The organism is Micromonospora globispora, from assembly GCF_003857015.1.
Classification (GTDB): Bacteria; Actinomycetota; Actinomycetes; order Mycobacteriales; family Micromonosporaceae; genus Micromonospora; species Micromonospora globispora.
Genome location: NZ_QGGF01000693.1, coordinates 1 through 24,626, shown reverse-complemented (window position 1 = coordinate 24,626; position 24,626 = coordinate 1). Strand labels below are relative to the sequence as shown.

At 69.1% G+C, this 24,626-nt stretch carries 23 protein-coding genes; 6 read left to right on the top strand and 17 right to left on the bottom strand.

What is annotated here, in order from left to right; translation table 11 throughout:
* Positions 1 to 20: 20 nt before the first annotated feature.
* From DKL51_RS32350 to DKL51_RS32300, 11 genes are all read right to left on the bottom strand, one after another.
* Positions 21 to 1,109, bottom strand: a complete 1,089-nt coding sequence (locus tag DKL51_RS32350) for an ABC transporter permease (protein ID WP_109945077.1) — start codon at positions 1,107 to 1,109, stop codon at positions 21 to 23.
* The gene (locus tag DKL51_RS32345; RefSeq protein ID WP_109945076.1) at positions 1,106 to 2,107 is read right to left on the bottom strand and encodes an ABC transporter permease; all 1,002 of its coding nucleotides are present in this window, start codon (positions 2,105 to 2,107) and stop codon (positions 1,106 to 1,108) included. Before DKL51_RS32345 ends, DKL51_RS32350 begins: the two co-directional genes overlap by 4 nt.
* Positions 2,104 to 3,702, bottom strand: a complete 1,599-nt coding sequence (locus tag DKL51_RS32340; protein ID WP_109945075.1) for a sugar ABC transporter ATP-binding protein — start codon at positions 3,700 to 3,702, stop codon at positions 2,104 to 2,106. Before DKL51_RS32340 ends, DKL51_RS32345 begins: the two co-directional genes overlap by 4 nt.
* Positions 3,703 to 3,754: 52 nt before the next feature.
* Positions 3,755 to 4,792, bottom strand: coding sequence for an autoinducer 2 ABC transporter substrate-binding protein (locus tag DKL51_RS32335; RefSeq protein ID WP_165823123.1), 1,038 nt, complete (start codon positions 4,790 to 4,792; stop codon positions 3,755 to 3,757).
* Between the two features lie 71 nt (positions 4,793 to 4,863).
* Complete coding sequence (locus DKL51_RS32330) at positions 4,864 to 6,360, bottom strand: rhamnulokinase (RefSeq protein ID WP_109945074.1); 1,497 nt, start codon at positions 6,358 to 6,360, stop codon at positions 4,864 to 4,866.
* On the bottom strand, positions 6,357 to 7,148 hold the full coding sequence (locus tag DKL51_RS32325; protein ID WP_109945073.1) for a DeoR/GlpR family DNA-binding transcription regulator: 792 nt from the start codon (positions 7,146 to 7,148) through the stop codon (positions 6,357 to 6,359). The genes DKL51_RS32330 and DKL51_RS32325 overlap by 4 nt, the downstream gene beginning before the upstream one ends.
* 186 nt (positions 7,149 to 7,334) lie before the next feature.
* A complete protein-coding gene (locus DKL51_RS32320) occupies positions 7,335 to 7,685 on the bottom strand; it encodes an L-rhamnose mutarotase (RefSeq protein ID WP_109945072.1) in 351 nt (116 codons plus the stop codon).
* Between the two features lie 45 nt (positions 7,686 to 7,730).
* Positions 7,731 to 8,504 (bottom strand): carbohydrate ABC transporter permease, encoded by a 774-nt coding sequence (locus DKL51_RS32315; RefSeq protein WP_207783866.1) that lies wholly within the window; start codon positions 8,502 to 8,504, stop codon positions 7,731 to 7,733.
* A gap of 59 nt (positions 8,505 to 8,563) precedes the next feature.
* The gene (locus DKL51_RS32310) at positions 8,564 to 9,409 is read right to left on the bottom strand and encodes a carbohydrate ABC transporter permease (RefSeq protein ID WP_221623276.1); all 846 of its coding nucleotides are present in this window, start codon (positions 9,407 to 9,409) and stop codon (positions 8,564 to 8,566) included.
* Positions 9,410 to 9,531: 122 nt separating this feature from the next.
* On the bottom strand, positions 9,532 to 10,827 hold the full coding sequence (locus DKL51_RS32305) for an ABC transporter substrate-binding protein (RefSeq protein ID WP_221623275.1): 1,296 nt from the start codon (positions 10,825 to 10,827) through the stop codon (positions 9,532 to 9,534).
* Between the two features lie 52 nt (positions 10,828 to 10,879).
* A complete protein-coding gene (locus tag DKL51_RS32300; RefSeq protein WP_109945069.1) occupies positions 10,880 to 12,103 on the bottom strand; it encodes an aminotransferase class V-fold PLP-dependent enzyme in 1,224 nt (407 codons plus the stop codon).
* Between the two features lie 164 nt (positions 12,104 to 12,267).
* Here DKL51_RS32300 and DKL51_RS32295 point away from each other — a divergent pair, with 164 nt between their 5' ends.
* The gene (locus DKL51_RS32295; RefSeq protein WP_109945068.1) at positions 12,268 to 13,050 is read left to right on the top strand and encodes a FadR/GntR family transcriptional regulator; all 783 of its coding nucleotides are present in this window, start codon (positions 12,268 to 12,270) and stop codon (positions 13,048 to 13,050) included.
* Here the strand turns inward: DKL51_RS32295 and DKL51_RS32290 are convergent.
* The 4 genes from DKL51_RS32290 to DKL51_RS32275 form a co-directional block, all read right to left on the bottom strand.
* Positions 12,997 to 13,242, bottom strand: a complete 246-nt coding sequence (locus DKL51_RS32290; protein WP_109945067.1) for a hypothetical protein — start codon at positions 13,240 to 13,242, stop codon at positions 12,997 to 12,999. The two genes, DKL51_RS32295 and DKL51_RS32290, sit on opposite strands and share 54 nt — an antisense overlap.
* Positions 13,243 to 13,507: 265 nt before the next feature.
* Positions 13,508 to 14,350: a class II fructose-bisphosphate aldolase gene (locus tag DKL51_RS32285; RefSeq protein ID WP_124813154.1), complete on the bottom strand. Its 843-nt coding sequence runs from the start codon at positions 14,348 to 14,350 to the stop codon at positions 13,508 to 13,510.
* A 4-nt stretch (positions 14,351 to 14,354) separates the two neighbouring features.
* Positions 14,355 to 15,269 carry a 1-phosphofructokinase family hexose kinase gene (locus tag DKL51_RS32280; RefSeq protein WP_109945065.1) on the bottom strand — a complete coding sequence of 305 codons (915 nt, stop codon included), beginning with the start codon at positions 15,267 to 15,269 and terminating at the stop codon, positions 14,355 to 14,357.
* A 71-nt stretch (positions 15,270 to 15,340) separates the two neighbouring features.
* Positions 15,341 to 16,147: a DeoR/GlpR family DNA-binding transcription regulator gene (locus DKL51_RS32275; RefSeq protein ID WP_109945064.1), complete on the bottom strand. Its 807-nt coding sequence runs from the start codon at positions 16,145 to 16,147 to the stop codon at positions 15,341 to 15,343.
* 165 nt (positions 16,148 to 16,312) lie between these two features.
* Between DKL51_RS32275 and DKL51_RS32270 the strand changes: the two genes are divergently transcribed.
* A complete protein-coding gene (locus tag DKL51_RS32270) occupies positions 16,313 to 17,206 on the top strand; it encodes an SIS domain-containing protein (RefSeq protein ID WP_109945063.1) in 894 nt (297 codons plus the stop codon).
* A gap of 94 nt (positions 17,207 to 17,300) precedes the next feature.
* Here the strand turns inward: DKL51_RS32270 and DKL51_RS32265 are convergent, their stop codons facing one another.
* Entirely contained in the window at positions 17,301 to 18,581 is a 1,281-nt protein-coding gene (locus DKL51_RS32265; RefSeq protein ID WP_109945062.1) for an alanine racemase, read from the bottom strand.
* A gap of 28 nt (positions 18,582 to 18,609) precedes the next feature.
* Positions 18,610 to 19,638 carry a carbohydrate kinase family protein gene (locus tag DKL51_RS32260; protein ID WP_260428755.1) on the bottom strand — a complete coding sequence of 343 codons (1,029 nt, stop codon included), beginning with the start codon at positions 19,636 to 19,638 and terminating at the stop codon, positions 18,610 to 18,612.
* 475 nt (positions 19,639 to 20,113) lie between these two features.
* On the opposite strand from DKL51_RS32260, the gene DKL51_RS32255 reads away from it, so the two are divergent.
* The 4 genes from DKL51_RS32255 to DKL51_RS32240 all read left to right on the top strand — a co-directional run bounded on the left by DKL51_RS32255 (position 20,114) and on the right by DKL51_RS32240 (position 24,571).
* Positions 20,114 to 21,364, top strand: a complete 1,251-nt coding sequence (locus DKL51_RS32255) for an ABC transporter substrate-binding protein (protein WP_109946749.1) — start codon at positions 20,114 to 20,116, stop codon at positions 21,362 to 21,364.
* Between the two features lie 19 nt (positions 21,365 to 21,383).
* Complete coding sequence (locus DKL51_RS32250) at positions 21,384 to 22,325, top strand: carbohydrate ABC transporter permease (protein ID WP_109946748.1); 942 nt, start codon at positions 21,384 to 21,386, stop codon at positions 22,323 to 22,325.
* Positions 22,322 to 23,167, top strand: coding sequence for a carbohydrate ABC transporter permease (locus DKL51_RS32245; RefSeq protein WP_109946747.1), 846 nt, complete (start codon positions 22,322 to 22,324; stop codon positions 23,165 to 23,167). The genes DKL51_RS32250 and DKL51_RS32245 overlap by 4 nt, the downstream gene beginning before the upstream one ends.
* Positions 23,168 to 23,260: 93 nt before the next feature.
* The gene (locus DKL51_RS32240; RefSeq protein WP_109946746.1) at positions 23,261 to 24,571 is read left to right on the top strand and encodes an alpha-glucosidase/alpha-galactosidase; all 1,311 of its coding nucleotides are present in this window, start codon (positions 23,261 to 23,263) and stop codon (positions 24,569 to 24,571) included.
* Positions 24,572 to 24,626: the final 55 nt, after the last annotated feature.

Genomic DNA, 24,626 nt, shown 5'->3' with positions numbered 1-24,626 from the left:
CGCGGGGTCGACACGCACGCTCATCGGACCCCTCCGCGGCGACGCAGGGTGATCGCGTTGAGCAGCGCGGAGAGGACCAGGACCGCGCCGAGCGCGAAGAGCTGGAACTGACTGCCGTCCGAGCCCTCGAACGCGAGGAGGATGCCCGCGTTCAGCCAGACGATGAGCAGGGCTGCGATCACCACGCCGGCCACCCGCCCCAGACCACCGGAGATCGCCACCCCGCCGAGCACGGCGATGGTGATCGCCGGGAGCGCCATCCCGTTGCCCACACTGCCCGCGTCCGGGCGGGCCGAGGCGAACTGCGCGACGGTGACCACGGCGACGACGCCGGAGAGCAGTCCGGAGGTGACGTAGGCGCGGAACCGGGTCTGCCGCACGTCGATGTTCGCGAAGCGGGCGGCGATGTCATTCGTGCCGATCGCGTACAGCTTGCGGCCGTAGGTCGTCCGGTTGACCACGAGCCACACCACGACGACGCAGGGCAGAAGGAAGGTCAGCACCTGCGCCGGCAGATCCGGCATCACGGGTAGGTCGAGTGGTCGGGTCAGCGAGTGCAGGTCCTGGATGGGTTTCGTCGAGATGGGGGCGTTGTCGTTGCTCAGCAGCGCCAGCGACCCGTACGCGTAGTAGGTGGCCAGGGTCGCGATCAACGCCGGGAAGCCGAGGTACGCCACCAGTACACCGTTGACCGCGCCGAGGATCCCACCGACGAGCACGCTCAGGACCAGTGCGGGACCGACCGGCCATCCCCACTGGCCCACCATGAATCCGAAGGCCATGCCGGCAAGGCTGACGATCGACCCGACGGACAGGTCGATGCCGCCGCGACCGGAGACGATGACGATGAACTCCGCGAGGCCGAGGAGGCAGAGCGGAACCATCGTCTCGAGGGCGGAGGCCAGGTAGTCGACGTCGTACGGCGCGACGAGGTAGTCGTTCTGGCCCAGGTACCAGAACCACGCCAGCACGACCACGAGCAGCACACTCAGCAGCGCGACCCGCTCAGAAAGCACGAACCGGAGGGCACGAGCCCAGCCCGGCGTCCCCGGGTCCTCGGCCGGCTTCTGGTCGCGAGCCTGGTCGAGTTCTGCGGTCTTGGTGGTCACCGTGTCCTCCTGCGACGTTCACGGACCAGGTCGACGCCAACCGCGACCAGGATGAACACACCGATGAACAGTTCGGTCAGCTCGCTGCGCCAGCCGAGCAGCGTGATGGCGCTCGTCAGCGTGCCGACCAGCAGCGCTCCCAGCAGCGTTCCGAGAACCGTGCCGCGACCGCCGAGGATGCTCGTTCCGCCGATCACGACAGCCGCGATGACCTGCAACTCGAGCCCGGTGCCCGCATTCTGCTGCACCAGGCCGCCGCTGCCGATGAGCACGCAGGCCGCCAGGCCGACGAAGAACCCGGTGAGGGCGTACGCGGTGATGGTGCGCCGGCGCACCTTGATGCCGGCGAGTCGAGCGGCGTTCGGGTCGTTCCCGATGGCGTACCAGTGGCGCCCGGTCGCCCAGTAACGCATGTAGCACCACATGAGCGCGGCGAGCACCATGGCGAGCCACCAGGCGTGGGGCACGCCGAGCAGGCCCCGCCCGGCCTCGCCGCCGCCGAACCAGGCCAACGTGTCCGGTACGCCGGTCACCTGCTTGGAGTCGAAGATGCGCAGGGCCACGAAGCGGAACACGTTCAGGGTGCCGAACGTGACGATGATCGGGTGGATGCCGCCGAGGCTGACGAGCAGCCCGTTGAGGCACCCGAGCGCCAGCCCGAGCGCGACCGCTACGAGGACGGCGAGTGGCGCCGGCGCCCCGACGTCGCGGATGAGTTTGGCGACGACCACCATGACCACCGCAGCCATGCTCCCTACGGAGACGTCGATGCCGGCGGTGACGATGACGGGCGTCATGCCGATTCCGATGATCGCGATCGCCGCCACGCCGAAGACGATGTTGCGCAGGTTCGAACCGGTGAGGAACGTGTCGGTCCCGAGGGACAGGGCGAGCCACAGGAGCGCGATGACGACGACGAGCGCGAGTTCCTGACCCTCCACCGCCCGGGCGACGGGACGCCTGCGGCGCAGTGGTACGGCTTGGACGAGCCCGGTCATGGAGCAGTCACCTCCGTCGTCGAGGCGGTGTTGGCGGTGGAGGAGTCGTCCACGGTGCCGGGCCCGCCATCGCCGGCGGCAGCCGCCAGCACATCCGCCTGCCGGGCGCCGCGGTCGAACGCGGCCACGATCCGCCCCGCCCGCACCACGAGAACCCGATCGGCGACCTGCAGCACCTCTGGCAGGTCGGAGGAAACGACGAGGACGGCGCTGCCCGCGTCGGCGAGCTCGACGATGATCCGGTGGATCTCGTCCTTGGCCCCGACATCCACCCCCTGCGTCGGTTCCTCGAGCAGCAGAATGTGCGGCCGCTCGACGAGCTGGCGGGCAAGCACCACCTTCTGCTGGTTACCGCCGGACAGGTTGCCGACGAGGGTGGCGGGTCCCGGCGCCTTGATGGCGATGCGCTTGATGAAGTCGCGCGCTACGGACCGTTCCCGGCCGCGGTCCACCCACAGCCCGCCGCGGCTGAGGAGCCGCAGGTGTGCGCTGGAGATGTTGAAGGCGATGCTCTTGGAGCTGAAGACGCCCTGCACCTTGCGGTTGGCCGGAAGCATCGTCATCCCGTGCCGCACCGCATCGGCAGGTGATCTGAGGTTCACCTCCTGGCCGTTGATCCGGATGATGCCCGAATCGGCCGGGTCAATGCCGTACAGGGCGCGGGCGATGCTGGCAGCGCCCGAACCGATGAGACCGTAGAGGGCGACCACCTCGCCGGGCCGAAGGGCCAGCTCGACGTCGGCGAAGACACCCCGTCGACCGAGGCTGGTCACTGCCAGCGCGGGCTCGACGTCCGGCACCGTTCGCCGCACCTGGTCCGTTTCGAGCGTGTGGCCGACCATCAGTTCGGCCACGGCCCGTACGGTGAGCTCCCTGGTCGGCCGGCTCGCCACCACCCGACCGTCCCGCAGGACCGTGACACGGTCGGTGATCTGGGCGAGCTCGTCGAGGCGATGGCTGATGTAGATGACCGCCACGCCGCTGTCGCGCATCCGGCGGACGGCCTCGAACAGGGTGTCGATTTCTCGGTCGGTGAGGATGGCCGATGGCTCGTCCAGGATGAGGATGCGCGGCTCGCTCGCGAAGGCCTTGGCGATGCTGACCAGTTGCTGCTCGGCGACCGACAGGTCGGCCACCCGGACGTCCGCGACGGCAGCGTCCAGGCCGACCCGCTCGAGCAGCTTCACGACCGCCTCGTGCTGGCGACCCCGCTCGACGATGCCGGCCCGCCGCAGTTCGCGGCCGATGAAGACGTTTTCCGCCACGGTGAGTTCGCCGAAGAGCTGGGACTCCTGGTAGACGGTCGCGATGCCGGCGCTCAGCGCCGAGGTGGTGCTTCCCGTCGGCAGGGCCTGCCCGTCGATCTCGATCTCTCCCGCATCCGGGCTCTCCGCGCCGGAGACAATCTTGATAAGGGTCGACTTGCCGGCTCCGTTCTCCCCGACCAGGGCGTGCACCTCTCCGCGGGCCAGTTCGAAGTCGACCCCGCGCAGCGCATGGACGCCGCCGTACCGCTTGTCGATGCCGGTGAGCCGAAGAACCGAGGGCAGGGTTGCCGGGGTGCTCGGGTCGGATCGGGTGTCGGCCGTGGTCATGATGCCTCCGGTTCGACGGGTCGAGCCGTTGCCGGCCCGACCCGTCGGCGCCTCAGTAGTTGAACTGGTCGACGTTCTCCTTGGTGATCCGCAGCGGGTCACCGAGGAGCAGCATCTTCTGGTCGCTGAAGTACTTGACGTCGGCCAGGTCGCTGCCGACCTTGTTGCTGGTCTCGAACGACTTGCCCTGGGCGATCTGCTGGCCCGCCCATGCGGTCAGGTAACCCAGGCTCTCGACGTCCCACAGGATCGCCGCGGTGGATGATCCGTCGGCGAGGTACGGCTTCATCGCCTGCGGTGTGCCGAGACCGACGGTGAAGACCTTGCCGATCTTGCCGGCCTCGCGGACGGCCTTCGCCACGCCGGGCGCCGAGGAGGTGCACTCACCGACGAGTCCGGTCAGGTCCGCGTGAGCGTTCATCAGGTCCTTCGCCATCGAGACGGCCTTGGCCTCGTCCTCGCCGGCGTAGACGGTGTCGACGATCTGCGCCTTGGGGTACTTCTCCGCGGTGTACTGCTTCTGCACCGCGATCCACGAGTTGAGGTTCGCGGCGGTCTGGCCGCACGACACGATGGCGTACTTGCCCTGGCTGCCCATCTTCTCGAGCAGGGCGTCCGTGAGGCCCCTTCCGATACCCTCCGCGGTGGCCTGGTTGACGAACACCTCACGCACCGAGTTCGGTGCGTCCGTGTCCGAGGTCATCACGTGGATGCCCTTGGCCTTGGCGTCCGCGAGCACCGGCGCCATCGAGTCGGGATCGTTGGGTGCGACCACGAGAACGTCTACCTTCTGCTGAATCAGCGACTTCACGATGTCGGTCTGCGCCCCGGGGTCCGCCGTGGTCGAGCCCTTGTAGATCCAGTTGATACCGAGATCCTTGGCGGCCTTCTGTCCGCCGGTGTTCATGGCCTCGAAGTACGGGATGCCCTGCAGCTTCGGGACGAAGGCAACGGCGATCTGCTTACCGTCCTTGCCGGATCCGGCGGACGCCCCGCTGCTGCCGCCAGACTTCTTGCTGCAGCCGCTCATCGCAAGAGCGCCGACGAGCCCGACGGCCACCAGTGCCATCGCCCTCTTCGACATCCGCATCTGAACTCCTCTCGAGCCTGCGACCGTGCTCCGGGCGCAGGAGCCGCCGCTGCGCGGCGGGTCCTATGGGATTAGTTGACCAGGTCCTGCACGGGCGTAGCCGACGCGACAAGGTCACGGAATCGGGTGTAGTGCTCCCCCCAGACGGAGGGGTCACGTGGTTCGACGAGGCGACCGCAGTCGCTGCGCCGCACCACCTCGCGTACGTCGTCCAGTCCCCCGAGCTCGCCGAGTGCGACGAGTTGGACGAGTAGATTGCCCATCGCGGTCGCCTCGACGGGCCCCGCGTGAACGGCCAGCCCGGTCACGTCCGCCGTCAGCTGGTTGAGCAGGTCGTTGCGGGAGCCGCCGCCGACGATGTGGACGAGGGTCGTCGGCCGCCCGGTGACCTCCGCGATCGAGTCGAAGGCCGCGCGGTATCGCAACGCCAGGCCCTCCAGGACGGAACGTGCCACCTCGCCGACCGTGGACGGCACCGGTTGACCGGTGGAACGGCAGTAGTCGCGTACCCGCGCCGGCATGTCCCCGGGGTGTACGAACGACGGATGATCGACGTCGACAATGCTGCCCATCGCCGAGGCCTCAGCCGCGAGGGCGACCAACGCGGGATACTCGATGTCACGGCCCTCGCGCGCCCACTGGCGCCGGCACTCCTGCAGGACCCAGAGCCCCATCACGTTGCGCAGCAGTCGCACCGTCCCGGCGACGCCGCCCTCGTTGGTGAGGTTCGCTTTGCGGGACGACTCGTTGACGACCGGATGTACCAGCTCGACGCCGACCAGCGACCAGGTTCCCGAGGAGATGTACCCGGCGTACGGGTCCGCGAAGGGCACGGCTGCCACCGCGCTCGCCGTGTCGTGACTTCCGGGGGTGATGACCCGGGTCGAGGCGAGACCCGGCAGGGTGGCGAGCGCGGGAACGACCGCCCCGAGGTCGGTGCCGGCATCCACCACCTCGGGTAGCAGGTCCGTTCGGATTCCGAGGTCGTCGAGGAGCTTGGTCGCCCACGCCCGGCCGGCGACGTCGTACGCGCCCGTGGTGCTGACTGCGGTGAACTCCGCAACCGAGGAGCCCGACAGCAGGTGGTGGAACAGGTCGGGAATCATGAGCAGCCGGCGGGCAGCCGGCGGTGGACCGCCGGCGCGGGATTCGGCGAGGAGCTGGAAGACGGCATTGATCTGCATCAGCTGGATGCCCGTGTCGCGGTAGAGCCGCTCGCGGCCGACCATCTGCGCCGCCGCGTTCAGCGTCCCGTCCGTACGGGCGTCGCGGTGCGACACCGGGTCCGCGACGAGGTCGCCTCGCTCGTCCAGGTAACCGAAGTCGATCCCCCAGCTGTCCACGCCGACCGAGTCGACCGGTTCGGCGGCGCCGGCGCGACTCAGGCCCTCGACGATCTCGCTCCACAGGGCCGCCACGTCCCACCGGAGGTGCCCATCGACCATTCGCGGCCGGTTCGGAAAGCGGTGCACGATCTCAGTGCCCAGGCGGTGTCCGTCGAACGTTCCCACGACGATCCGGCCACTCTCGGCGCCGAGGTCGACGGCGACGCACCGGCGTTCGCTCATGCCACGCCTCCCCCGGAGGCGGTCACCCGCTCGACCTTGACGCCCCGCGACGCCCACTGCTCCGCGACGTCGTCGGGCATGCCCTCGTCCGTAATGAGTCCGGTCAGATGGTCGGTCGCGACGAAGGAGTGCAGCGCGAAGCGCCCGAGCTTCGAGGAGTCGAAGAGCCCGTACACGTGATCGGAGGCGGCGGCGAGACGCCGCTTGACCGCGGTCTCCTCGATGCTCAACTCCATCAGTCCGTGCTCAGGGGTGAGTGAGCGCAGGCCGAAGAAGCCGACGTTGAGTCGGCCCCGCGACGAGAAGACGTCACCGAAGTCGCCGACGAGGGACTGGGACGACCGGCGAACGGTCCCGCCGAGCACCACGACGGTGATCGAGTCGGATTCGCTGAGCACGTCGGCGGCGCGAAGGCCGTTGGTCACGACGACCAGCCCGCGCCGTCCCCTCAGCTCGAGAGCCAGGTAGTAGCACGTGGTGCTGCAGTCCAAGGAGATGGCGTCGCCATCCCTGACGTGCGCCGCGGCGGCTCGGGCGATGGACTGCTTCGCTGCCACGCTGTGCCGCAGCCGCATTTCGAACGCGCCTTCGTCGGCGCCTTCGTGCGGAACGGCGCCCCCGCGAACGCGTCGCAGCAGCCGACGCCGCTCGAGGGACTCGAGGTCCTTGCGGACGGTGACGGCGGATACGCCGAACCGGTCCATCAGATCGTTGACGCTGACCCGCCCCTGCCCGTCGAGCATCCGCAGCACGTGTTCCTGGCGTTCGTGCTCGGCAATCCCCGACATGGGTCTCTGGCCCCTCCGCCTACGGTGGTGTGAGGTGACGCTAGACACACCGCAGACGAAGGGTCAATAAACGAAAGGGAAGTCGCCGTCGTAACGGTTTCGTTTCGTAGCTGGTTACTTTCAGTTCTTTCGGATGGCCGTCCTCCGGCCGCCGCCGAGAGCACGAACCAGCGGCTCAAACCGCCCTTACTCTGCCGAGGTGGTGCGGGCCAGCTGGGCTTCGAGGTTGAACGCCTCATCGAGAACATGCATCCCCCGATCGGCGCGCCCGTCGGCGAGCTGGGGGAAGAACTGCGCCATCTCGGCCTGCCAGCGCCGGTTGATGTCGGTGCGCTCCATCGCCGCCTGCGCGGCCGCGAAGTCGTCCGTCGCCAGAACACCGACGAGCAGTCCGTCCTCTCGGAGATGAAGCGTGTAGTCACGCCAGCCGGCGTCGCGTAGTGCGGCGAGCATCTCGGGCCACACCGCCGCGTGCCGGGCGCGGTACTCCTCGAGCCGTGACGGGTCGACCTGCAGGGTGAAGCAGACACGGGGCATCAGTGTCTCCGATCGGTTGGTGGAGCCCGAACCGGGCCGGCGCTCTCAGCCCTTGACCGCGCCGGCGGTGAGCCCTTGGACGATGTACCGGCTGGCGAAGGCGAAGAGGACCATGGTGGGGAGGATGGTCAGTACCGCCGCCGCCGCCATCGATGCCCACTCGATGTTGAAGCTGGTGATGAAGGCGTTCAGTGCCGTCGGGATGGTGCGGTTCTCGTCGCTGTTCATCAGCGTGACCGACAGGAACAACTCGTTCCAGCAGTTCACGAAGTTGAAGATGAACGCCGCGATGATCCCCGGCTTCATGACCGGCGCGATCACCCGGAAGAGCGCCGTGAGGCGGGAGCAGCCGTCGATCAGGGCCGCTTCCTCCAACGCATCGGGCACATTGGCGAAGAAACCGCGCAGCATGACGGTGCTCACCGGGATGCAGACGGCGATATAGATCAGCACCAGACCCAACTTCTGGTCGACGAGTCCCAGCTGGACCATCAGCAGGTACAGCGGCCCGAGCGCGATGAACGACGGGATCATCTGCGTAACCAGGAAGGCCAACAGCACCGCCGACTTGCTACGGAACTCGAACCGGGCGAGCACGTAACCGGAGAGCATCGCGATCAGCGTGGCCACGGCCGCGGCAGCGGTCGACACCGTCAGGCTGTTCAGGATGTACGTGCCGAACTGCGCCTTCTGGAACAGTCCTATGTAGTTCTCGAGGGAGAACTCCTCCGGCCAGTACGCCAGCGGGTAGCTGAAGATCGCGCCCGGCGTCTTGAACGAGGTGATCGTGATCCAGTACAGCGGGAACAGGGTGATCACGGCCCACAACGTCAGGAAAAGGACGCGGATGACACGACCGACGACGGATTGGTGTGACGTCACGATCGAACCTCCTTCCGCTCGCGCAGGGCCAACAGGTAGAAGGCGCTGAACACGAGCAGCACGGCGACGACGATCAGCCCGGTCGCCGAGGCATGCCCGTAGTCACCGCGCTGAGTGGTCTCGATCATCCAGGTGGTGACGATGTGCGTCTGGTTGGCGGGGCCTCCGCCGGTCATCGCGTAGATGATGTCGGGGAAGTTGAAGATCCAGATAACTCGCAGCAGCACGGTCAGCGCGAGGGTCGTGGCGATCTGCGGGATGGTGATCTGGAACAGCACGCGGGGCTTGCTGGCGCCGTCCAGCGCGGCCGCCTCGTACAGCTCATCCGGCACCGACTGGAGTGCGGCAAGGATCATGATCGCGAAGAAGGTCACTCCGTACCAGACGTTCGCGACGACCAACGCGAACATCGCGGTACCGGGCTTGGCGAGCCATGGCACCGGGGTGTCGACGATTCCGATTTTCACCAGCAGGTCGTTGATCACGCCGAACTCGCCGTTGAACATCCAGCGGAACACGATGCCGATGAGGAATCCGGATATGGCCCAGGGAAAGAAGATCAGGGCCTGGTAGACGCCGCGGAAGCGGAACCTGCGACGTAGCCACAGCGCGAGAGCGAAGCCGATCAGGAGCTGCGGAATGATCGAGGCGAAGACCCAGATCGCGGTGTTGCCGAGCACCGTGAAGAACGTCGGGTCCGTGAAGATCGCCGTGAAGTTGTCGAAGCCGACCCAGGAGGTGTCGGTGAGGTCGGCGAGGTTCCACTTGCGAAACGCCATCTGGCTGCCGGAGATCATCGGGTAGTACGTGAAGATCGCGACGAAGATGACAGCCGGCGCCATGAACGCCAGGACGATGAGGCCGCGCGTGACGGTGAAGGTCCGCTTTCGCGGGCCCGAAGGGGCGCCCAGCCCGGAAGTCGGGCGCCCCTTCGTCGGTAGTGCTGTCTGAGTCATGCTCTTAACTACTTCGCCCACTTCTCGGTCCAGTACTTGTCCCAGCTGGCGAGGAGCTCCTCCTGCGACATCTTGCCGGCCAGGACCTGCTGCACCTCGGTGTCGGCCTTCTGGGCCCACTCCGTCCACCAGCTGGCGTCGCGCGGCTGAACAGCCGTGATGTACACGTCGGGCTTCTGGTTCATCGTGACGTAGCTCTTCCAGGCGCCCACCTTGTAGAACTCGTCGTCGACCGCCTCCTTCAGGATGGGGACGAGACTGTTTTCCTTCGTGAAGCGAATCGACGCTTCCCCTTCGGAGAGGAACTTGATCAGCTTGACGGCCTCCTGCTTGTGCTTGCTCGACGACGCGACCCCCCAGCCGGCCGTCGCCATGGGCTGGATGGCCTTTCCGGTCGGACCCACCAGCATCGGAGCGGTCGTCCACTGATCCTTGCCGATCGCCTTGGACTGCCCCACGGTGGCGATGACTTCCGGGTCCTGCAGGAGGAATGCAGTCGAGCCGTTCGAGAAGCCCTCGACCATCTCCGGGTAGCCCCAAGCCACCGATGACGGCGGAGAGGCCTGCTTGAAGAGCGCGAAGTACGTCTTCAGTGCCTCACGGGCCTCCGGCGCGGAGAAGATGCTCTTTCCGCTGGAGAGCTTGTACGCGTTGTTGACGTCGATCTGGTCGGCGACGTAGGCCTCGATGGCGACGGTGACGTTGGTGTAGCCGTTCTTTCCGCCGCGGAACGCGTAACCGTATCGCTTCTTCGACGGATCCTGGATGGCGGTGGCCTGCTGGAGCAACTCCTGCCAGCTGTTGGGGGGAGCGTTGAAGCCGGCCTCCTTCACCAGGTCGCTGCGGTAGAAGAGGCTGAGCCCGTAGAAGCCATAGGGCACGAAGTAGGACTTGCCCTCGGCGTTCTTTGAGAACTTCGCCGCGTTCTCCGTCAGCGCGCCCCAGCCGGTCCAGCCGTCCAGGTCGTGCGACATGTCGTACAGCCAGCCGTTCTTGGAGAACGGACCGACGGTGAGGTCCCGGACCTCGAGTACGTCGATCCCACTACCGGCCTGCAGCATCTGCTGGAGCTTCTGATCGGCCTGGTCGGTCGGGGGCGACACGAGCTGCACCTTGACGCCCTTGTTCTTCGCCTCGAAGTCGGCGATAAGGCTCTTGAGCACCTGGGTGCGGGCGGGGTTGGTGAGGCTCTCGACCATCTGCAGCGTGACGGTGCCGTCAGCGGCGGGACTGGTGCAGCCGGTCATCGCGATGGCGGTGGCCAGGGAGAGGGTGATTCCGGTGAGCGCCTTTCTCAGTTTCACGGTTCCTCATTTCGATGGGGGAAAGTCGCAGGTCGTGTCGGGGGTGGAGCGTTCAGTGCGGACGCGTGGCCTCGCGTGCCCATTCGCAGAGCACGGGGACGCAATGTTCGGCGAAGTGCTCGAAATCCTCGGCGGTGTTGTAGACATGGGTGGACAGGCGGTAGTAGCCGGTGCCGCCGAAGCTGGTGAAGGCGGTTTCGACCCCGAGTTCGCGCACCACCCTGTCCCGCAGGCTGTCGGCGTCCTGGTGGGCAGTGGCAAGTCCCGCCGGCAGGCGCACCAGGCGCATCGCGTTCACCGGACTTCCGACGTCCACCCGGTGGTCTTCGCCCGTGATGGCGGAGAAGACCGACGCGATGACCTCCTCGGCGTAATCAGCCAGGCCACTCATGTAGCGCCGGGCGGCCTCCCAGCCCCAGGTGTGTTCGATGAACGCGATCGACCGCGGCGCCGCGAGGTAGCTGGTCGCGTCGATAGTTCCCTGGCTATCGAAGCGCTGCGGAAAGTTGAGCGGCGCGCCCCACGAGTCAATCAGCGGGTACAGCTGGTCACGCTGAGCGGTCCGCGCGATCAGAACCGCGGCACCGCGCGGTGCGCAGGCGAATTTGTGCAGGTTGCCGACCCAGAAGTCGCAATCCAGTCGGTCGAGCGGTCGGTCGTAGAGTCCGGGAACGTGCGCCCCGTCGACAAGCACGGGGATGCCGCGGCGTCGCGCCTCGGCGGACACCGTGTCGACCGGTAGCAGCCGTGCGGTCGGCGAGGTGACGTGATCGATGACGACAAGGCCGGTGTCGTCCGTGAACTGCGCTACGACAGCGTCGTGGGCCTGCTGCAGCGTCGCGTCGAGCGGTATCCGGGCGACGCGCACCCTGCCGCCCGAGCGGCGGGCGAGGCGTTCCGCGCCCATCGTGACCGCTCCGTAGCCGTGGTCGGTGACCACGATCTCCATTCCGGGGCGTGCGGGGAGGTTCGCGTAGACCACGCTGGCACCGCCGCTGGCATTGGGAACGAACGCCGTGTCGTCGGCGGCGACGCCCAGGAAACCGGCGATCTTGGCCCGGGCGGCGCCGATCTTGGAAGACAGCTCCGAGAACCACAGGACCGGGGCGGCGTCCATCTGCGCGCGTAGGGCGTTCTGATGGGCCTGCACCTCTGCGGGGACCGCGCCGAAGGAGCCGTGGTTGAGGTGGCGTAGCTCGGACTGGAGTGTCCAGGCGGCTGCCGCCGGCGAGCCGTCGGGCAGGGTCAGGCACGCGGTCATGGACGTCGCGGTCATGGATTCCCGCTCTCGAAGAAGGGCGAGCCTTCGAAAGACATCAGATAACTTGCGGTTATAGTGCGGGTACGAGGCTGCGGTGGGGGGCTTTGCAGCGGAGACATCATATGACTTCATGATCCCGCGCGCTAGCCTTATCGTTGACCATCGTTCGAGGGAGCTCCGTGTCCGCAGTCGACGTCGCCTTCCACGGCCTCCGGCAGATGATCTCCTCCGGTCGGCTCGCCGCCGGCCAGAAGTTCCCGCCGGAGGCGGACCTCTGCGAGGAACTCGGGGTGTCACGCGGATCGCTGCGCGAGGCGGTCCGGATGCTGTCGGCACTCCGGGTGATTGACTCCCGTCATGGCTCGGGCACCTATGTCGCGAGGCTTGTGCCGGAGGAGATCGTCGGGACCCTCGCCCTCACGGTCGACCTGCTGCCGCTGGCCGGGTTGCTTGAGATCTACGAGTTGCGGCGCGTGCTCGAGGCCCATGCGACCTCGCAGGCAGCAGCGAAAATCACCGAAGAGCAGGGGCGGGAGCTGCTGCAACTGCTCGACCGGATGGAGGCGACGTCCGACGGGCATCAGGCCTCGGAGCTCGATGCCCTCTTCCACTCGAGCATCGCCGCCATTGCGGGCAGCCCCACGCTCGCGACTCTCCTGGATGTCTTCCGATCGCGGTCACGCTCGTACCAGATCTTCGATACCCCGGACGGGAAGCTGATCAAGGCGACAAGCGACGCGGGCCATCGCTCGATCACCAACGCGCTCATCGCGCGGGACCCGGCGGCCGCCTACAGCGCCGCTGCTCAGCACGTAGCTCAGACGGAGCACTGGCTGCGCCTTCACCAGCCGCCAGTCAGCGGAGCCCCTGACCGATCGGTTGCCCCGCCCGCCCCCTCCCGTGGCCGTTCATACCGGCGGCGGCAGCTTGCTGGATCTGCGGACGACCAGCCGCACCGGTAGCACCACCCGGCGGAGCGGATCGGTCTCCCGTTGATCCCGTCGAGGAGCAGGCTCGCCGCCCTGCCGGCCGAGCCGCTGCGGATGCTGGGACGCGGCGATGACGGGCGGATTGCGGGACTCGGCGACCGGGAAGTCGTCGAAGCTCACGTGGACCGTGTCGGTGCGGTGGCGCGGCTGCAGCGCGGGCACCACGCCGAACGAGGCTGTTTGCCGAAATCCCGCAGTAGGCCCGTTCTCCACAGTGGTAGCTAATCGTGGCGGTCCTTCTGGCGGACGGTGTTTAGTCGGTCCGCAATCGGCGGCGCCCCGCGAAGCGGTACGCCCAGGCCGCCCCGATCCCCGGCCCCGACGAGGCCGCTACCCGACTACGTGCCGGGCGCCGTCGCGCCACGATCTCGGCCCGGAGGCCGATTGGCAGCGGGCCCGGCAGGCACCGTCCTCATCCGCTGGCGCGGCGCTAGCCGGCCGCCTTGTCCAGCACGGTGAGCAAGTGCGCCACGACGTCGGCGACGGCGTCGCGGGCGGCCCGCAGGTATTTGCGGGGGTCCACCGGGGGGGTCGGGCCGGCCAGGACGTCTCGGACGGCACCGGTGTACGCAAGGTTCAACGCCGTACCGAAGTTGACCTTGACCATGCCGTGCGCGATGGCGCCGCGCAGGCGCTCGTCCGGCACTCCTGAGGACCCGTGCAGGACCAGCGGCACCGGGACGGTCTTGCGCAGCTGCGCGATCAGGTCGAGATCGAGAGCCGCCTCCCTGGTCGTCATCGCATGTGAACTGCCCACCGCCACCGCGAGCGCGTCGACCCCGGTCGCCGCGACGTAGGACTCCGCCTGGCGTGGATCGGTCCGGACACCGGGCGCGTGCGCTCCGTCCTTGCCGCCCACCTCACCGAGTTCGGCCTCCAGCCACAGCCCTCGCTCGTGCGCCCAGCCGGCCGCCGCGCGGGTGGCGGCCACGTTCTCCTGGTACGGCCGGGTCGAGGCGTCGAACATGACGGAGCTGAAGCCGGCGTCGGCTGTCTGGTGCAGGAGCGACTCGTCCGCGACGTGGTCCAGGTGCAGCGATACGGGCACCCGCGCGGCGGTGGCGATCTCGCTGAGGGCGGCGGCGATGGGGCGTACGCGGCCGAGGTGGAAACCGACGGCGTTCTCGCTCAGCTGAAGGATTACCGGCCGGTCCACGCGCTCGGCGCCGGCGACGATCGCCTCCGCGTGTTCGAGCGTGATGACGTTGAACGCCCCCGCTCCCCTACCTGCGGCGGCGGCCGCCGCGACGATCTCGCCGGTACTGACGCGCATCCCCCTAGACCTCCTCGACGTGGACCAAGTCGCGAAACCGCCGGTAGGCGTCCCGGTCGACCTCACCGGCCACGGGGCGCAGCACCGCGGCGGCCGACAACGCCACCGCGTCCGCCAGCCGCTCCGGCCAGCCGTTCCCGGCGAGCAGCCCGCGGGCGAGCGCGGCGACACACGCGTCGCCGGCACCGGTTGGGTTGCCGGACAGCGGTTCGGGCGGCCGGGCCACCCATCGGCGCTGCGGGGTCGATGCCAGCAGGCCCTCCGCGCCGGCGGAGACGACGACGGCGGCCGCCCCGGCCGACACCAGAGAGTCTGCGGCGATCCACGGGTCGCCGTGACCCGTGGCCGCCGCGAGTTCCTCCCGGTTGGGCTTGACCACTGCCGGTCCGGCAGTGACGCCGATCCGCAGCGCCGCGCCGGAGACGTCGAGGACGGCTGGCACACCGGCGTCGCCGGCGAGGGAGATCAGCGATGCGTAGCCGTCGTCCGGTACTCCCGGTGGCGCGCTGCCGGAGAGCACCACGACGGTCGCGTCGGCGAGCAGGCGGTGGAAGCGCCGGACGAACGCGGCCCATTCGTCGGCGCGCACAGCTGGCCCCGGCTCCCAGAAGCCGGTCGCGTCGCCCGCGGCCTCGTCCACCACGGCCAGTGTGCGCCGGGACTCGCCGACGATGGGCACGAGCTCCTCGGTGATCCCGGCCGCGGCGAGGTGGCGCCGGATCCGGTCGCCGGTGCCGCCACCGGCGAGGCCGGTCAGTACCACGTACTCACCGAGGGTGTGCAGCACCCGGGCCACGTTGGTGCCCTTGCCGCCGGCGTGCTCGGCGGTGGAGACGACCCGGTTGCCGGAATGCCAGCGGACCTGGTCGACCACGTAGGTGACGTCGAGGGCGGCGTTCAACGTGACACAGAGAATCACCGGCCGACTCCCGGTGACGGCACCCAATGGGGCGCAATGACGGTGCGGCGGGACGGGTGTCGGATCATCTGTCAGACGACCGTGACGGTGAGGCCGGCCGTCCGCAACCGGTCCACTTCCGCGGGGTCCGCCCCGGCATCGGTGATGAGTTCGCTGATCGCGGACACCGGGGCGATGCCGGCGAACACGACCCGGCCGAGCTTGCTGGAGTCGGCCACCACGATCGCCTTGCGGCTGCGTTCGATCAGGACCCGGTTGGTGGCTGCCTCAGTCTCGTTCTGTGTGGTCAGGCCGGCGTTGCGCTCGATCCCGTCAACGCCGACGAAGGCGATGTCGATGTTTATCTTGTCCAGCGTCGCGTCGGCCAGGGGTCCGACGAGTTCGTAGGAGACGCCACGGGCGACGCCGCCGGTCATGATGAGCTTCACGTTCGGCCGGACCGCGAGTTCCGCCCCGATGTTCAGCGCGTTCGTCACCACCGACACCTCACCGCGGTACGCCAGGCAGCGGGCGACCTCCAGGGTCGTGGTGCCGCCGGTGAGCGCCACGACGTCGCCCTCCGCCACGCGTTCGGCCGCTGCGCGCGCGATGCGCAGCTTCTCCGCGTGAGCGTGGCCGCTCCGGTACCGCACCGGCAACTCCGTCGCGCCGGAGACCGCGCCCCCGTGCGCGCGTTCGAGCAGCCGCTGGTTGGCCAGCGCGCGCAGGTCCCGCCGCACCGTGGCCTCGCTGACGCCGAGGTCGAGGGCGAGGTCGGCGACGTCGACGCTGCCCTTCTCGCCGAGCAGTTGCAGGATCCGGCCGAAGCGATCGGCTCGGTGCCGGCGGCGTGCGGCGGCGTCCCCGTTCGGTGGAGTTTCTTGGCCTGCCGTCGTCATTGGGGCGGTCGCCTCACCGGATCGGTTGCGGGCGGAGGAATGCACAGTGGCAGCATCTCAGCTTGCACAATCGTGCGCAAGCGCGTGCACACTGTTGCCCATCTCGTGATCGGCGATGACCGGCCCTGCTTGACAGAGGGAAAACCCGCGCGCGAGCATCCAGCGATGAGCATGACCGCGGATGAGATCGCTACCCAACCCGACATGTGGCGGCGGGCGACCGCCCTCGCAGCCAGCGTCGCCGGCCTCCTGCCCGGCCGAGGCGAGGAGGTGTGCATCGTCGGTTGCGGCACCTCCCTGTACATGGCGCAGGCCGCCGCGGCGCTGCGCGAGGGGGCCGGACACGGACGCACCGACGCGTTCCCGGCCTCCGAACTGCCCAGCGGGCGGCGCTACGACGTGCTGGTGGCCATCTCCCGCTCCGGTACCACGTCGGAGATCGCCCACGTGCTGCGCCGCGCGCCGGCCGCTCGCTCGGTGGTGCTGACCGCCCTACCGGACGGGCCGGTCGCGGCTGCGGCGGACGGGGTGGTGCCGCTGGTCTTCGCCGACGAGCGCTCGGTGGTGCAGACCCGCTTCGCCACGACCGCGCTCACCCTGCTCCGTGCCGCCGCGGGTGAGGACACGGCCGAATCGGCGGCGGACGCGGAGCGGGCCCTGGCGGTCGACCTCCCCGTCGACCCGACAGCGATCTCGCAGTGGACCTTCGTGGGCCGTGGCTGGACCGTGGGGCTCGCCCACGAGGCGGCGCTGAAGCTCCGTGAGGCGGCTCAGGCGTGGACGGAGGCGTACCCGGCGCTGGAGTACCGGCACGGGCCGATCAGCGTGTCCGGCCCGGGCACCGTGGTGTGGTCCTTCGGTCCGTTGGATCCCGCGCTGGCCGACCAGGTCCGCTCGGTCGGCGCCACCGTGGTGGATCTGCCGCTGGACCCGCTGGCGTCGCTCGTGGTGGCGCAGCGGGTGGCGGTCGCGCTGGCGAAGTCCCGTGGGCTCGACCCGGACACCCCGCACAACCTGACCCGCGCGGTGATCCTGGACGACGCCGCCCTCCCCGCCTAGGGCGGCCGCGTGCCCGCCCGGTAGGACGTTCGGGCACGAGCGGACGCGGCCGGCATCCGCTGGAACGGAGCCGGCCGCCGCTCGTGCCCGCGCGTCAGAAGAAGGTGTGAACGCAGTCGACCACCACGTCGTCGACGACCACCGGGATCAGGCGCCACTTGTCGAACGCGGTGCACGGGTGCGCGAGGCCGCAGCCGACCCAGTCCCCCACCTCAAGCCGGTGGCCGGCCGGCAGCCGCAGGTAGGCGTGCTGGTCGTTCAGCCCCTCGATCCGGGCGCCGGTGAAGGGCTGCGCCGTCGTGGCGTCCGCGCGGCGCAGGCGTACGGGTGTGGGCATCGCCGTGTCGAACGACGCGTCGCGCTTACCGAAGCCGAGCACCGCCAGCTCCGGCCCGGGCCGGGACAGCACCTGCCCCCACAGTTCGAGCGCCGGGCGTAGCGATTCGCCCCGGTACGGCGAGAGCACGAAGGGTGTGCCGTCCGCGGGCGGACCCGTCTCGTGTACCGCGTAGCAGCCGCTGCGCAGGACGACCTGCACCGGCTGCTCGCTCGGCCAGCCGTCGCGGAACGCCGCCACCACCAGGTCGAAGTAGGCGCTCCCGCCGGCCGACAGCATCAGCCCGTCCGGCACCAGGCCCCGCCTGACCAGCCACTCTCCCGCGTGCCTGACGTCGGTGAGGAAGTCCCGCACCCGCTCGCGCACGCCCGGCTGGCCCGGCGGTCCGATGGTGCCCTCGAACGCCGCCACGCCGGCCAGCCGGAGTCCGGGCGCCGCCGCCACGGCGGTCGCCACCTGCTCCACCTGGGCGAGGGTGCGGCACCCGGTCCGCCCGCCGGGGTGGCCGACCTCGATGAGCACCGGCAGCCGGCCACCGGGGGGCGCCCCGGCGAACTCGTCGGCGAGCAGGGCGACCGTGGCCGGCGAGTCGACGTAGCAGATGACTTCGAAGTCGGACGTGGTTTCCAGCTCGGTGCGCAGCCAGGCAAGGGTCGCCCGGTCCACCAGCTGGTTGGCCAGCAGCACCCGGGGCACCCCGAACGCCCGGTACAGGCGCAGCTGCGAGCCGGTCGCGGCGGTGATCCCGTGCGCGCCCTGGGACAGTTGGCGGGCGAACAGCTGCGGCGCCAGGGTGGTCTTGCCATGCGGCGCCAACTCGACGCCGCTGTCGCGGCAGTAACGGGCCATCAGGGCCAGGTTGTGCTCCAGCGCCTCGGCGTGCAGCACCATGACCGGCGCGGTGAAGCCACCGCCGAACAGCGGCCGGCGCGCCGCCACCAGCTCGGCGACCGTGCCGCCGATCGCGTCGACCGGCATCCCCTTGGTGTCCGGCCCGATCCGCGTGTCGCCCAGTCGCCGCAGCGCCTGGTCGTTCATCGGGCCTCCCGGACGGTCGAAGGAAATCTCATGCGCCCACCGCCAGAAAGGCCTCGGCCTCCGTGCGGTTCGGCTGCCCGCCGGTGCCTCCGGCGTACCGGGTCGACAGGGCCCCGCAGGCGCAGCCGAGGGCGACCGCAGCGGAGAGATCCGCACCGTCGAGCCAGCCGGCGAGGAAACCGGCATCGAAGGAGTCACCGGCGCCGGTCGCATCCACCGCATCGACGCGACGGGCCGCGCCCTGGACCACCGTCCCGCCGTGGACCGCAGCCGCACCCTCCGCGCCGCTCTTGACGACCACCAGCGGCCCGTGGCCGGCGATCAGCAGCGCCGCGGCCAGCTGGTCGTCGGCCGGCGGAGCGTCCGGTACCGGTGTGCCGGGGCGAGGGTTGACCGCCGGCAGCGCGGTCGCCAGCCGGGCCGCCTCCTGACGGTTGGGCAGCAGCACATCCACCATGGGCACGGCGGTAGCCACCGTCGACCACCGTTGCTCCGGGTCCCACCCGGTGTCCAGCGACACGGTCGCGCCGGCGGCATGGACGCGGGCGATCAGGTCGGTCAGCCCCGCGCGCAGCCGGGGCTGGAGGAACGGCGAGGCGATGTGCACGTGGCGGGTCCGGCGCAGCAGGTCGTCGGGGACGTCGGCCGGATCGAAGGCCGCGAGCGCACCGCGGGCGGTGAGGATCGCACGGTCGTCGGGGCGGGCCAGGGCCACGCTGATCCCGGTGGGGACGTCGCCGAGCACGCGCACCGGCGCGGTTTCCACACCCGCGTCGGCCAACTCGCCGAGCACGAACCGGCCGAGAAGGTCGTCGCCGACGGCACCGGCCATCGCCGTACGCAGGCCGAGCCGGGCGGCGCCGACCGCGGTGATCGCCCCGGAACCGCCGAGCACCAGGGTGCCGTGCTCGACGATCCGCTCGTGCTGGCCGAACGCCGGTTCCACGTCACCCCCGTGCAGGATCAGGTCGGGGTTGGCATCGCCGACGACGAGCAGGTCGAGCGGGCGGCGCGGGGCCGGCGCCGGGGGCGGGAGGGGTACCGGAATGTCGTGCACGGGCCTAGCATGTCAGTGCGCGCGCGGGTGCTCAAGTACTGCGCGGATTTGCCCACTCGGGCTCGTCTCAGGGGGCGAATCGCGCAATGGTGCTCGCCATAACGGCCGCGACGCGGTTTAAACGCGCTCGTTCGTGCACGTCGGACAGCGGCGGTCACGTTTTGAGCAGAGGTCATTGACACCCGCCGAAAGCGGCCGTTAGATTCCGAGCACGCTATACCGGACGTCGTTCGAAATACGGAACAAGATGCCGCAGCGGGCCGCGGCCTCTCGGCCGCCACCCGATCACCGACTTCTCATACCCGAACCGCTTTGCAGCCGTGGCAGGCGGGCGAAGGTCCCTGTCTCCGCGACCAGCCGTCACGCTGCAGCATCAGAAGGGGAGACTCCATTGACCGCACAAGAGCCGTCTGGACGTACGCCGACCCGGCGCGATTTCCTCCGCACTGGTCTGGGCCTGGCCACACTGGCGGGCATGGGGCCGCTGCTGAGCGCCTGCGGTTCGGACAGTGACACCGGCGAGAGCGCGGACGGCACTGTCACCATCACCATGTGGCACGGCCAGGCCGACGAGGCCAAGGCGACGATCGACAAGATCGTCACGGCGTTCCAGGCCAAGTACCCGAAGATCAAGGTAGACGCGAGCAGCGGCGGCGTGCTGGCCGACAGCATGCTCCAGAAGATCACCACCGCACTGTCCTCCGGTCACTACCCGGACATCGCCTACATCTTCGGCCCGGACATCGCCAACGTCGCCCGCAGCCCGAAGGTCGCCAACCTGCAGCCGTACGTGACCAAGCCCGAGGTGAAGTGGGACGACTTCTACCCGGCCGCCCGCGAGGCGGTGACGGTCGACGGGAAGGTGCGCGGCTTCCCCGCTCTGGTCGACAACCTCTGCGTCGCCTACAACAAGAAGGTCTTCCGGGAGGCCGGGGTGCCCGAGCCGACGGGCGACTGGACCTGGGACGACTTCGTCGCCCTGGCGAAGCGGCTGACCGACCCGGCGAAGGGACGGTTCGGCACCGGCTGGCCGGCGGTCGGCGACGAGGACTGCGTCTGGCGCATCTACCCCATGATCTGGGACCTGGGCGGCTCGATCGTGGACGACTCGGGCAAGAAGATCGGCTTCGACAACGACTCGGGCCTGAAGGCCCTGCAGATCATCCACCAGCTCGGTGCGGACAAGTCGGTGTACGCCGACACCAAGCCCGGCAGCGAGACCATGTACCAGATCTTCAACAGCGGCAAGATGGCGATGGTGGCCACGGGTCCGTGGGAGCTGCCGGCCTTCGTCGACGCCAAGACCGAGTACGGCGTGGTGCCGCTGCCCAGCTTCTCCGGCAAGCGGATGACGATCGCCGGGCCGGACACCTGGACCGTCTTCGACAACGGGTCGGCCAAGATCAAGGCGGCCGTGCAGTTCCTGCAGTTCCTCACCGACGCTGAGCAGGACGTGCAGTGGGCCACCCAGGCGGGCAGCCTGCCGCTGCGCAAGAGCACAGCTGAATCCGCCGAGTGGAAGCAGCACGTGAGCTCCACGGTCGGGCTGGACGTCTTCTCCGACGCGCTGCAGTACGCCAAGACCCGCCCCACGGTCCGCGCCTACCCGCGCATCTCGCAGCCGCTGGGCCAGGCGATCGTCAAGATGCTCCTGAACAAGGACACCCCGGAGACCGCGCTGCAGGAGGTTGCCCGGGCCGCCAACGCCGCGCTGGTCACCGGGTAGGGCGCGCGTGAGCACCCGAATGAGAGTGGCGGTCGTCCCGCCTCCCACAGTCGCCAGCCCGCAGCCGCGGATCAAGCGGAGGCGCGGTCACGGGGAGGCGGGCGCCGCCTGGGCGTACGTCTCCCCGGCGGCGCTGATCATCCTGGGGCTCGGCATCCTGCCGATGGCGTGGTCGCTGGTCCTCTCCATGCAGAGCTCCGACCTGATCACTCCCCCGCAGTGGATCGGGCTGAAGAACTACGAGGTGATCAGCCAGGACCCGAGCTTCCGGGCCGCAGTGGTGCACACCCTGGTGTACACCGCGCTGTTCGTGCCGTTGGCCATCGCGGCCGGGCTCGGCCTGGCGCTGCTGCTCAACCGCGAAATCCGTTTCATCGGCTTCTACCGGACGCTGGTGTTCGTGCCGTTCGTCGTTTCCGCCACGGCACAGGGCGTCCTGTTCTCGTTCATCTTCGACTCGCACTTCGGGCTCGCCAACGCCATCCTGCACCGGTTGCACATCCCGACGCAGGGATTCTTCGCCGATGAGCATCAGGCCCTGTACCTGCTGGTCCTCATCGCCCTGTGGAGCGGCGTCGGCTTCTGCGTGGTTGTCTACCTGGCGGGCCTGCAGGACATCTCGAAGGATCTGATCGAGGCGGCGGCGATCGACGGCGCCGGACGGGTGGCGACGTTCCGGCACATCATCTGGCCGGCGCTGCGGCCCGTCACCGTGTTCCTCGTCGTGTGGGAGACGTTGCAGGCGCTCCAGGTCTTCGACATGGTCTTCGTCACCACCCGGGGCGGCCCCCTGGAGTCCACTACGGTGGTCGTGTTCTTCGTCTGGCAACAGGCGTTCGAGGTGTTCAACGCCGGTTACGCCGCAGCCGCCGCCTACGTGCTGGCCTTCGGCCTCCTGGTGCTCAGCATCGGTATCCGGTTCGCCCAACGCCGTGACGACAAGGAGGTGAGCCGGTCGTGACTCCGGTATCCGGCCGTAAGCGTCGGGGTTGGCTGCCGTTCAGTCCGTGGCATTTCGTGCTGGCTCCGGTCGCGCTGGTCTTCGGGTTGCCGTTGCTGTGGCTGGTGCTCAGCTCGTTCATGACCAACGCGCAGATCAACAAGTTCCCGCCGACCATCATCCCGGACTCGCTGCACCTCGACGGCTACCGGTACGTGCTGCAGAACGCCCTCTTTCCGCGGTGGTTCCTCAACTCCACGATCGTCGCCCTGGTGGTCGTGATCGGGAACCTGCTCTTCGGGATCCTCGGCGGTTACGCCTTCGCGCGGCTGCGCTTCGGCGGGTCGAAGCTGCTGCTGACCCTCATGCTCGGCACACTTGTGATCCCGTTCCAGATCACGATGATTCCGACGTTCCTCATCATGAAGAAACTCGGACTCGTCGACACCCTGGGCGCGCTCATCGTCCCGTCGCTGGTCACGCCGTTCGCCGTCTTCCTGTTCCGGCAGTTCTTCCTGTCGCTGCCTCGGGAGATCGAGGAGGCGGCGTGGATCGACGGCTGCTCGCGGCTACGCACGATCTGGCACGTGGTCGTGCCGATGGCGCGCCCGGCGCTGAGCACGGTGGCCGTCCTGACCTTCCTCACCACCTGGAACGACCTCGCGTGGCCACTGATCGCCATCAACGACGACCACAACTACACCCTTCAGCTCGGGCTCGCCACGTTCCAGGGGCAGCACCGTACCCAGTGGTCGGCGGTCATGGCGGGGAACCTCATCGCGGTGCTGCCCGTATTGATCGCCTTCCTCGCGGCGCAGCGGACGTTCATCCAGTCGCTGACGTCCAGCGCGATCAAGGGCTGAGGTCGGCCCGGGCGTCCACGGCCCTCGGCCCCGGCCCCGACTCGGCGAACGGCCGCCTGTGAATCACACGACGATCCGAATGGGATGGGACATATGACGACAATTGCTTTTGTCGGTGCCGGCAGCGTGGTGTTCACCCGGCAACTGCTCGCGGACATCTTCGGCTACCCCGAGCTGGCGGACGTACGGATCGCGCTGCACGACATCGACGCGGACCGCCTGGAGACGGCCGAGGGCATCGCCCGGCAGGCCGCCGAGCAGTTGGGTGTCCACCCGGCGATCAGCGCATCGCTGGACCGGCGGACGGCCCTGGAAGGCGCCGACTTCGTCATCAACATGGTCCAGGTCGGCGGGATCGATGCCACCCGGGTCGACTTCGAGGTGCCCAAGTCCTTTGGGATCCGGCAGACCATCGCGGACACGCTCGGGGTCGGCGGCGTCTTCCGGGCCCTGCGCACCTTTCCGGTGCTGCGGGGCATCGCCGAGGACATGGCCGCGGTCTGCCCGGACGCGTGGCTGCTCAACTACACCAACCCGATGGCCATGAACGTGTGGTGGCTCGCGGAGGTGGCGCCTCGGCTCAAGGCGGTCGGTCTGTGCCACAGCGTCTACTGGACCGTCGCCGGGCTGTGCGACCTCGTCGGCGTCCCCCTTGAGGGAACGACCTACCAGGCGGCCGGCGTCAACCATCAGGCGTGGCTGTTGCGTTGGGAACGCGACGGCCAGAGCCTGTACCCGCGACTAGACGAGCGGATCGCCGCCGACCCGGAGCTGCGCCGGCGGGTGCGCGTGGACATGTACCGCCGGCTGGGTCACTACCCGACGGAGACCAGCGAGCACTCCTCCGAGTACGTCCCGTGGTACCTGCACGACGAGCGGGAGATCGAGCGGCTGCGCATCCCCGTCGACGCCTACATCGGCATCAGCGAGGAGAACGTCGCGGACTACGAGCGCACCCGCGCTCTCCTCGCGGCGGGGCAGGTCGTGCCGTTGGAGCACAGCGCGACGGAATACGCGCCGCAGGTCATCCACTCGATGGTGACCGGGACGACCCGCGTCATCCACGCGAACGTGGCCAACCGGGATCTCATCACGAACCTGCCGCGGGGTGCCGGCGTGGAGGTTCCCGCCACCGTGGACGGTCTGGGGCTGCACCCGCACCACGTCGGCGCCCTGCCGCCACAGTGCGCGGCCCTCAACACGTCGTTCCTCGCGGTGGCCGAGCTGACCGTCCGCGCGGCTCTCGAGGGCGACGCGAGGATGGTCCGCCAGGCGGTGATGATGGACCCCAACGCCTCGGCGAGCCTGCGGGTCGACGACATCTGGGACGTGTGCGACGCGATGGTGAAGGCGCACGGCGACCTCATCCCCGAGGCGTTGCGCACCTGCCCGTCGGTGCGGTGACCCCCCCTGACCGCCCACCGTCCCCACCTGCGGCATTTCCCGGTAGATGTGGCAG

Coding starts and splice junctions, on each gene's coding strand:
- DKL51_RS32345 (WP_109945076.1), bottom strand. CDS start 2,107: ATGACCGGGCTCGTCCAAGCCGTACCACTGCGCCGCAGGCGTCCCGTC.
- DKL51_RS32320 (WP_109945072.1), bottom strand. CDS start 7,685: ATGCCCCGTGTCTGCTTCACCCTGCAGGTCGACCCGTCACGGCTCGAG.
- DKL51_RS32270 (WP_109945063.1), top strand. CDS start 16,313: ATGAGCATGACCGCGGATGAGATCGCTACCCAACCCGACATGTGGCGG.
- DKL51_RS32335 (WP_165823123.1), bottom strand. CDS start 4,792: ATGCGGATGTCGAAGAGGGCGATGGCACTGGTGGCCGTCGGGCTCGTC.
- DKL51_RS32250 (WP_109946748.1), top strand. CDS start 21,384: ATGAGAGTGGCGGTCGTCCCGCCTCCCACAGTCGCCAGCCCGCAGCCG.
- DKL51_RS32275 (WP_109945064.1), bottom strand. CDS start 16,147: ATGACGACGGCAGGCCAAGAAACTCCACCGAACGGGGACGCCGCCGCA.
- DKL51_RS32330 (WP_109945074.1), bottom strand. CDS start 6,360: ATGAGCGAACGCCGGTGCGTCGCCGTCGACCTCGGCGCCGAGAGTGGC.
- DKL51_RS32310 (WP_221623276.1), bottom strand. CDS start 9,409: ATGGCGCCGGCTGTCATCTTCGTCGCGATCTTCACGTACTACCCGATG.
- DKL51_RS32285 (WP_124813154.1), bottom strand. CDS start 14,350: ATGCGCGTCAGTACCGGCGAGATCGTCGCGGCGGCCGCCGCCGCAGGT.
- DKL51_RS32240 (WP_109946746.1), top strand. CDS start 23,261: ATGACGACAATTGCTTTTGTCGGTGCCGGCAGCGTGGTGTTCACCCGG.
- DKL51_RS32255 (WP_109946749.1), top strand. CDS start 20,114: ATGGGGCCGCTGCTGAGCGCCTGCGGTTCGGACAGTGACACCGGCGAG.
- DKL51_RS32325 (WP_109945073.1), bottom strand. CDS start 7,148: ATGTCGGGGATTGCCGAGCACGAACGCCAGGAACACGTGCTGCGGATG.
- DKL51_RS32265 (WP_109945062.1), bottom strand. CDS start 18,581: ATGAACGACCAGGCGCTGCGGCGACTGGGCGACACGCGGATCGGGCCG.
- DKL51_RS32340 (WP_109945075.1), bottom strand. CDS start 3,702: ATGACCACGGCCGACACCCGATCCGACCCGAGCACCCCGGCAACCCTG.
- DKL51_RS32300 (WP_109945069.1), bottom strand. CDS start 12,103: ATGACCGCGACGTCCATGACCGCGTGCCTGACCCTGCCCGACGGCTCG.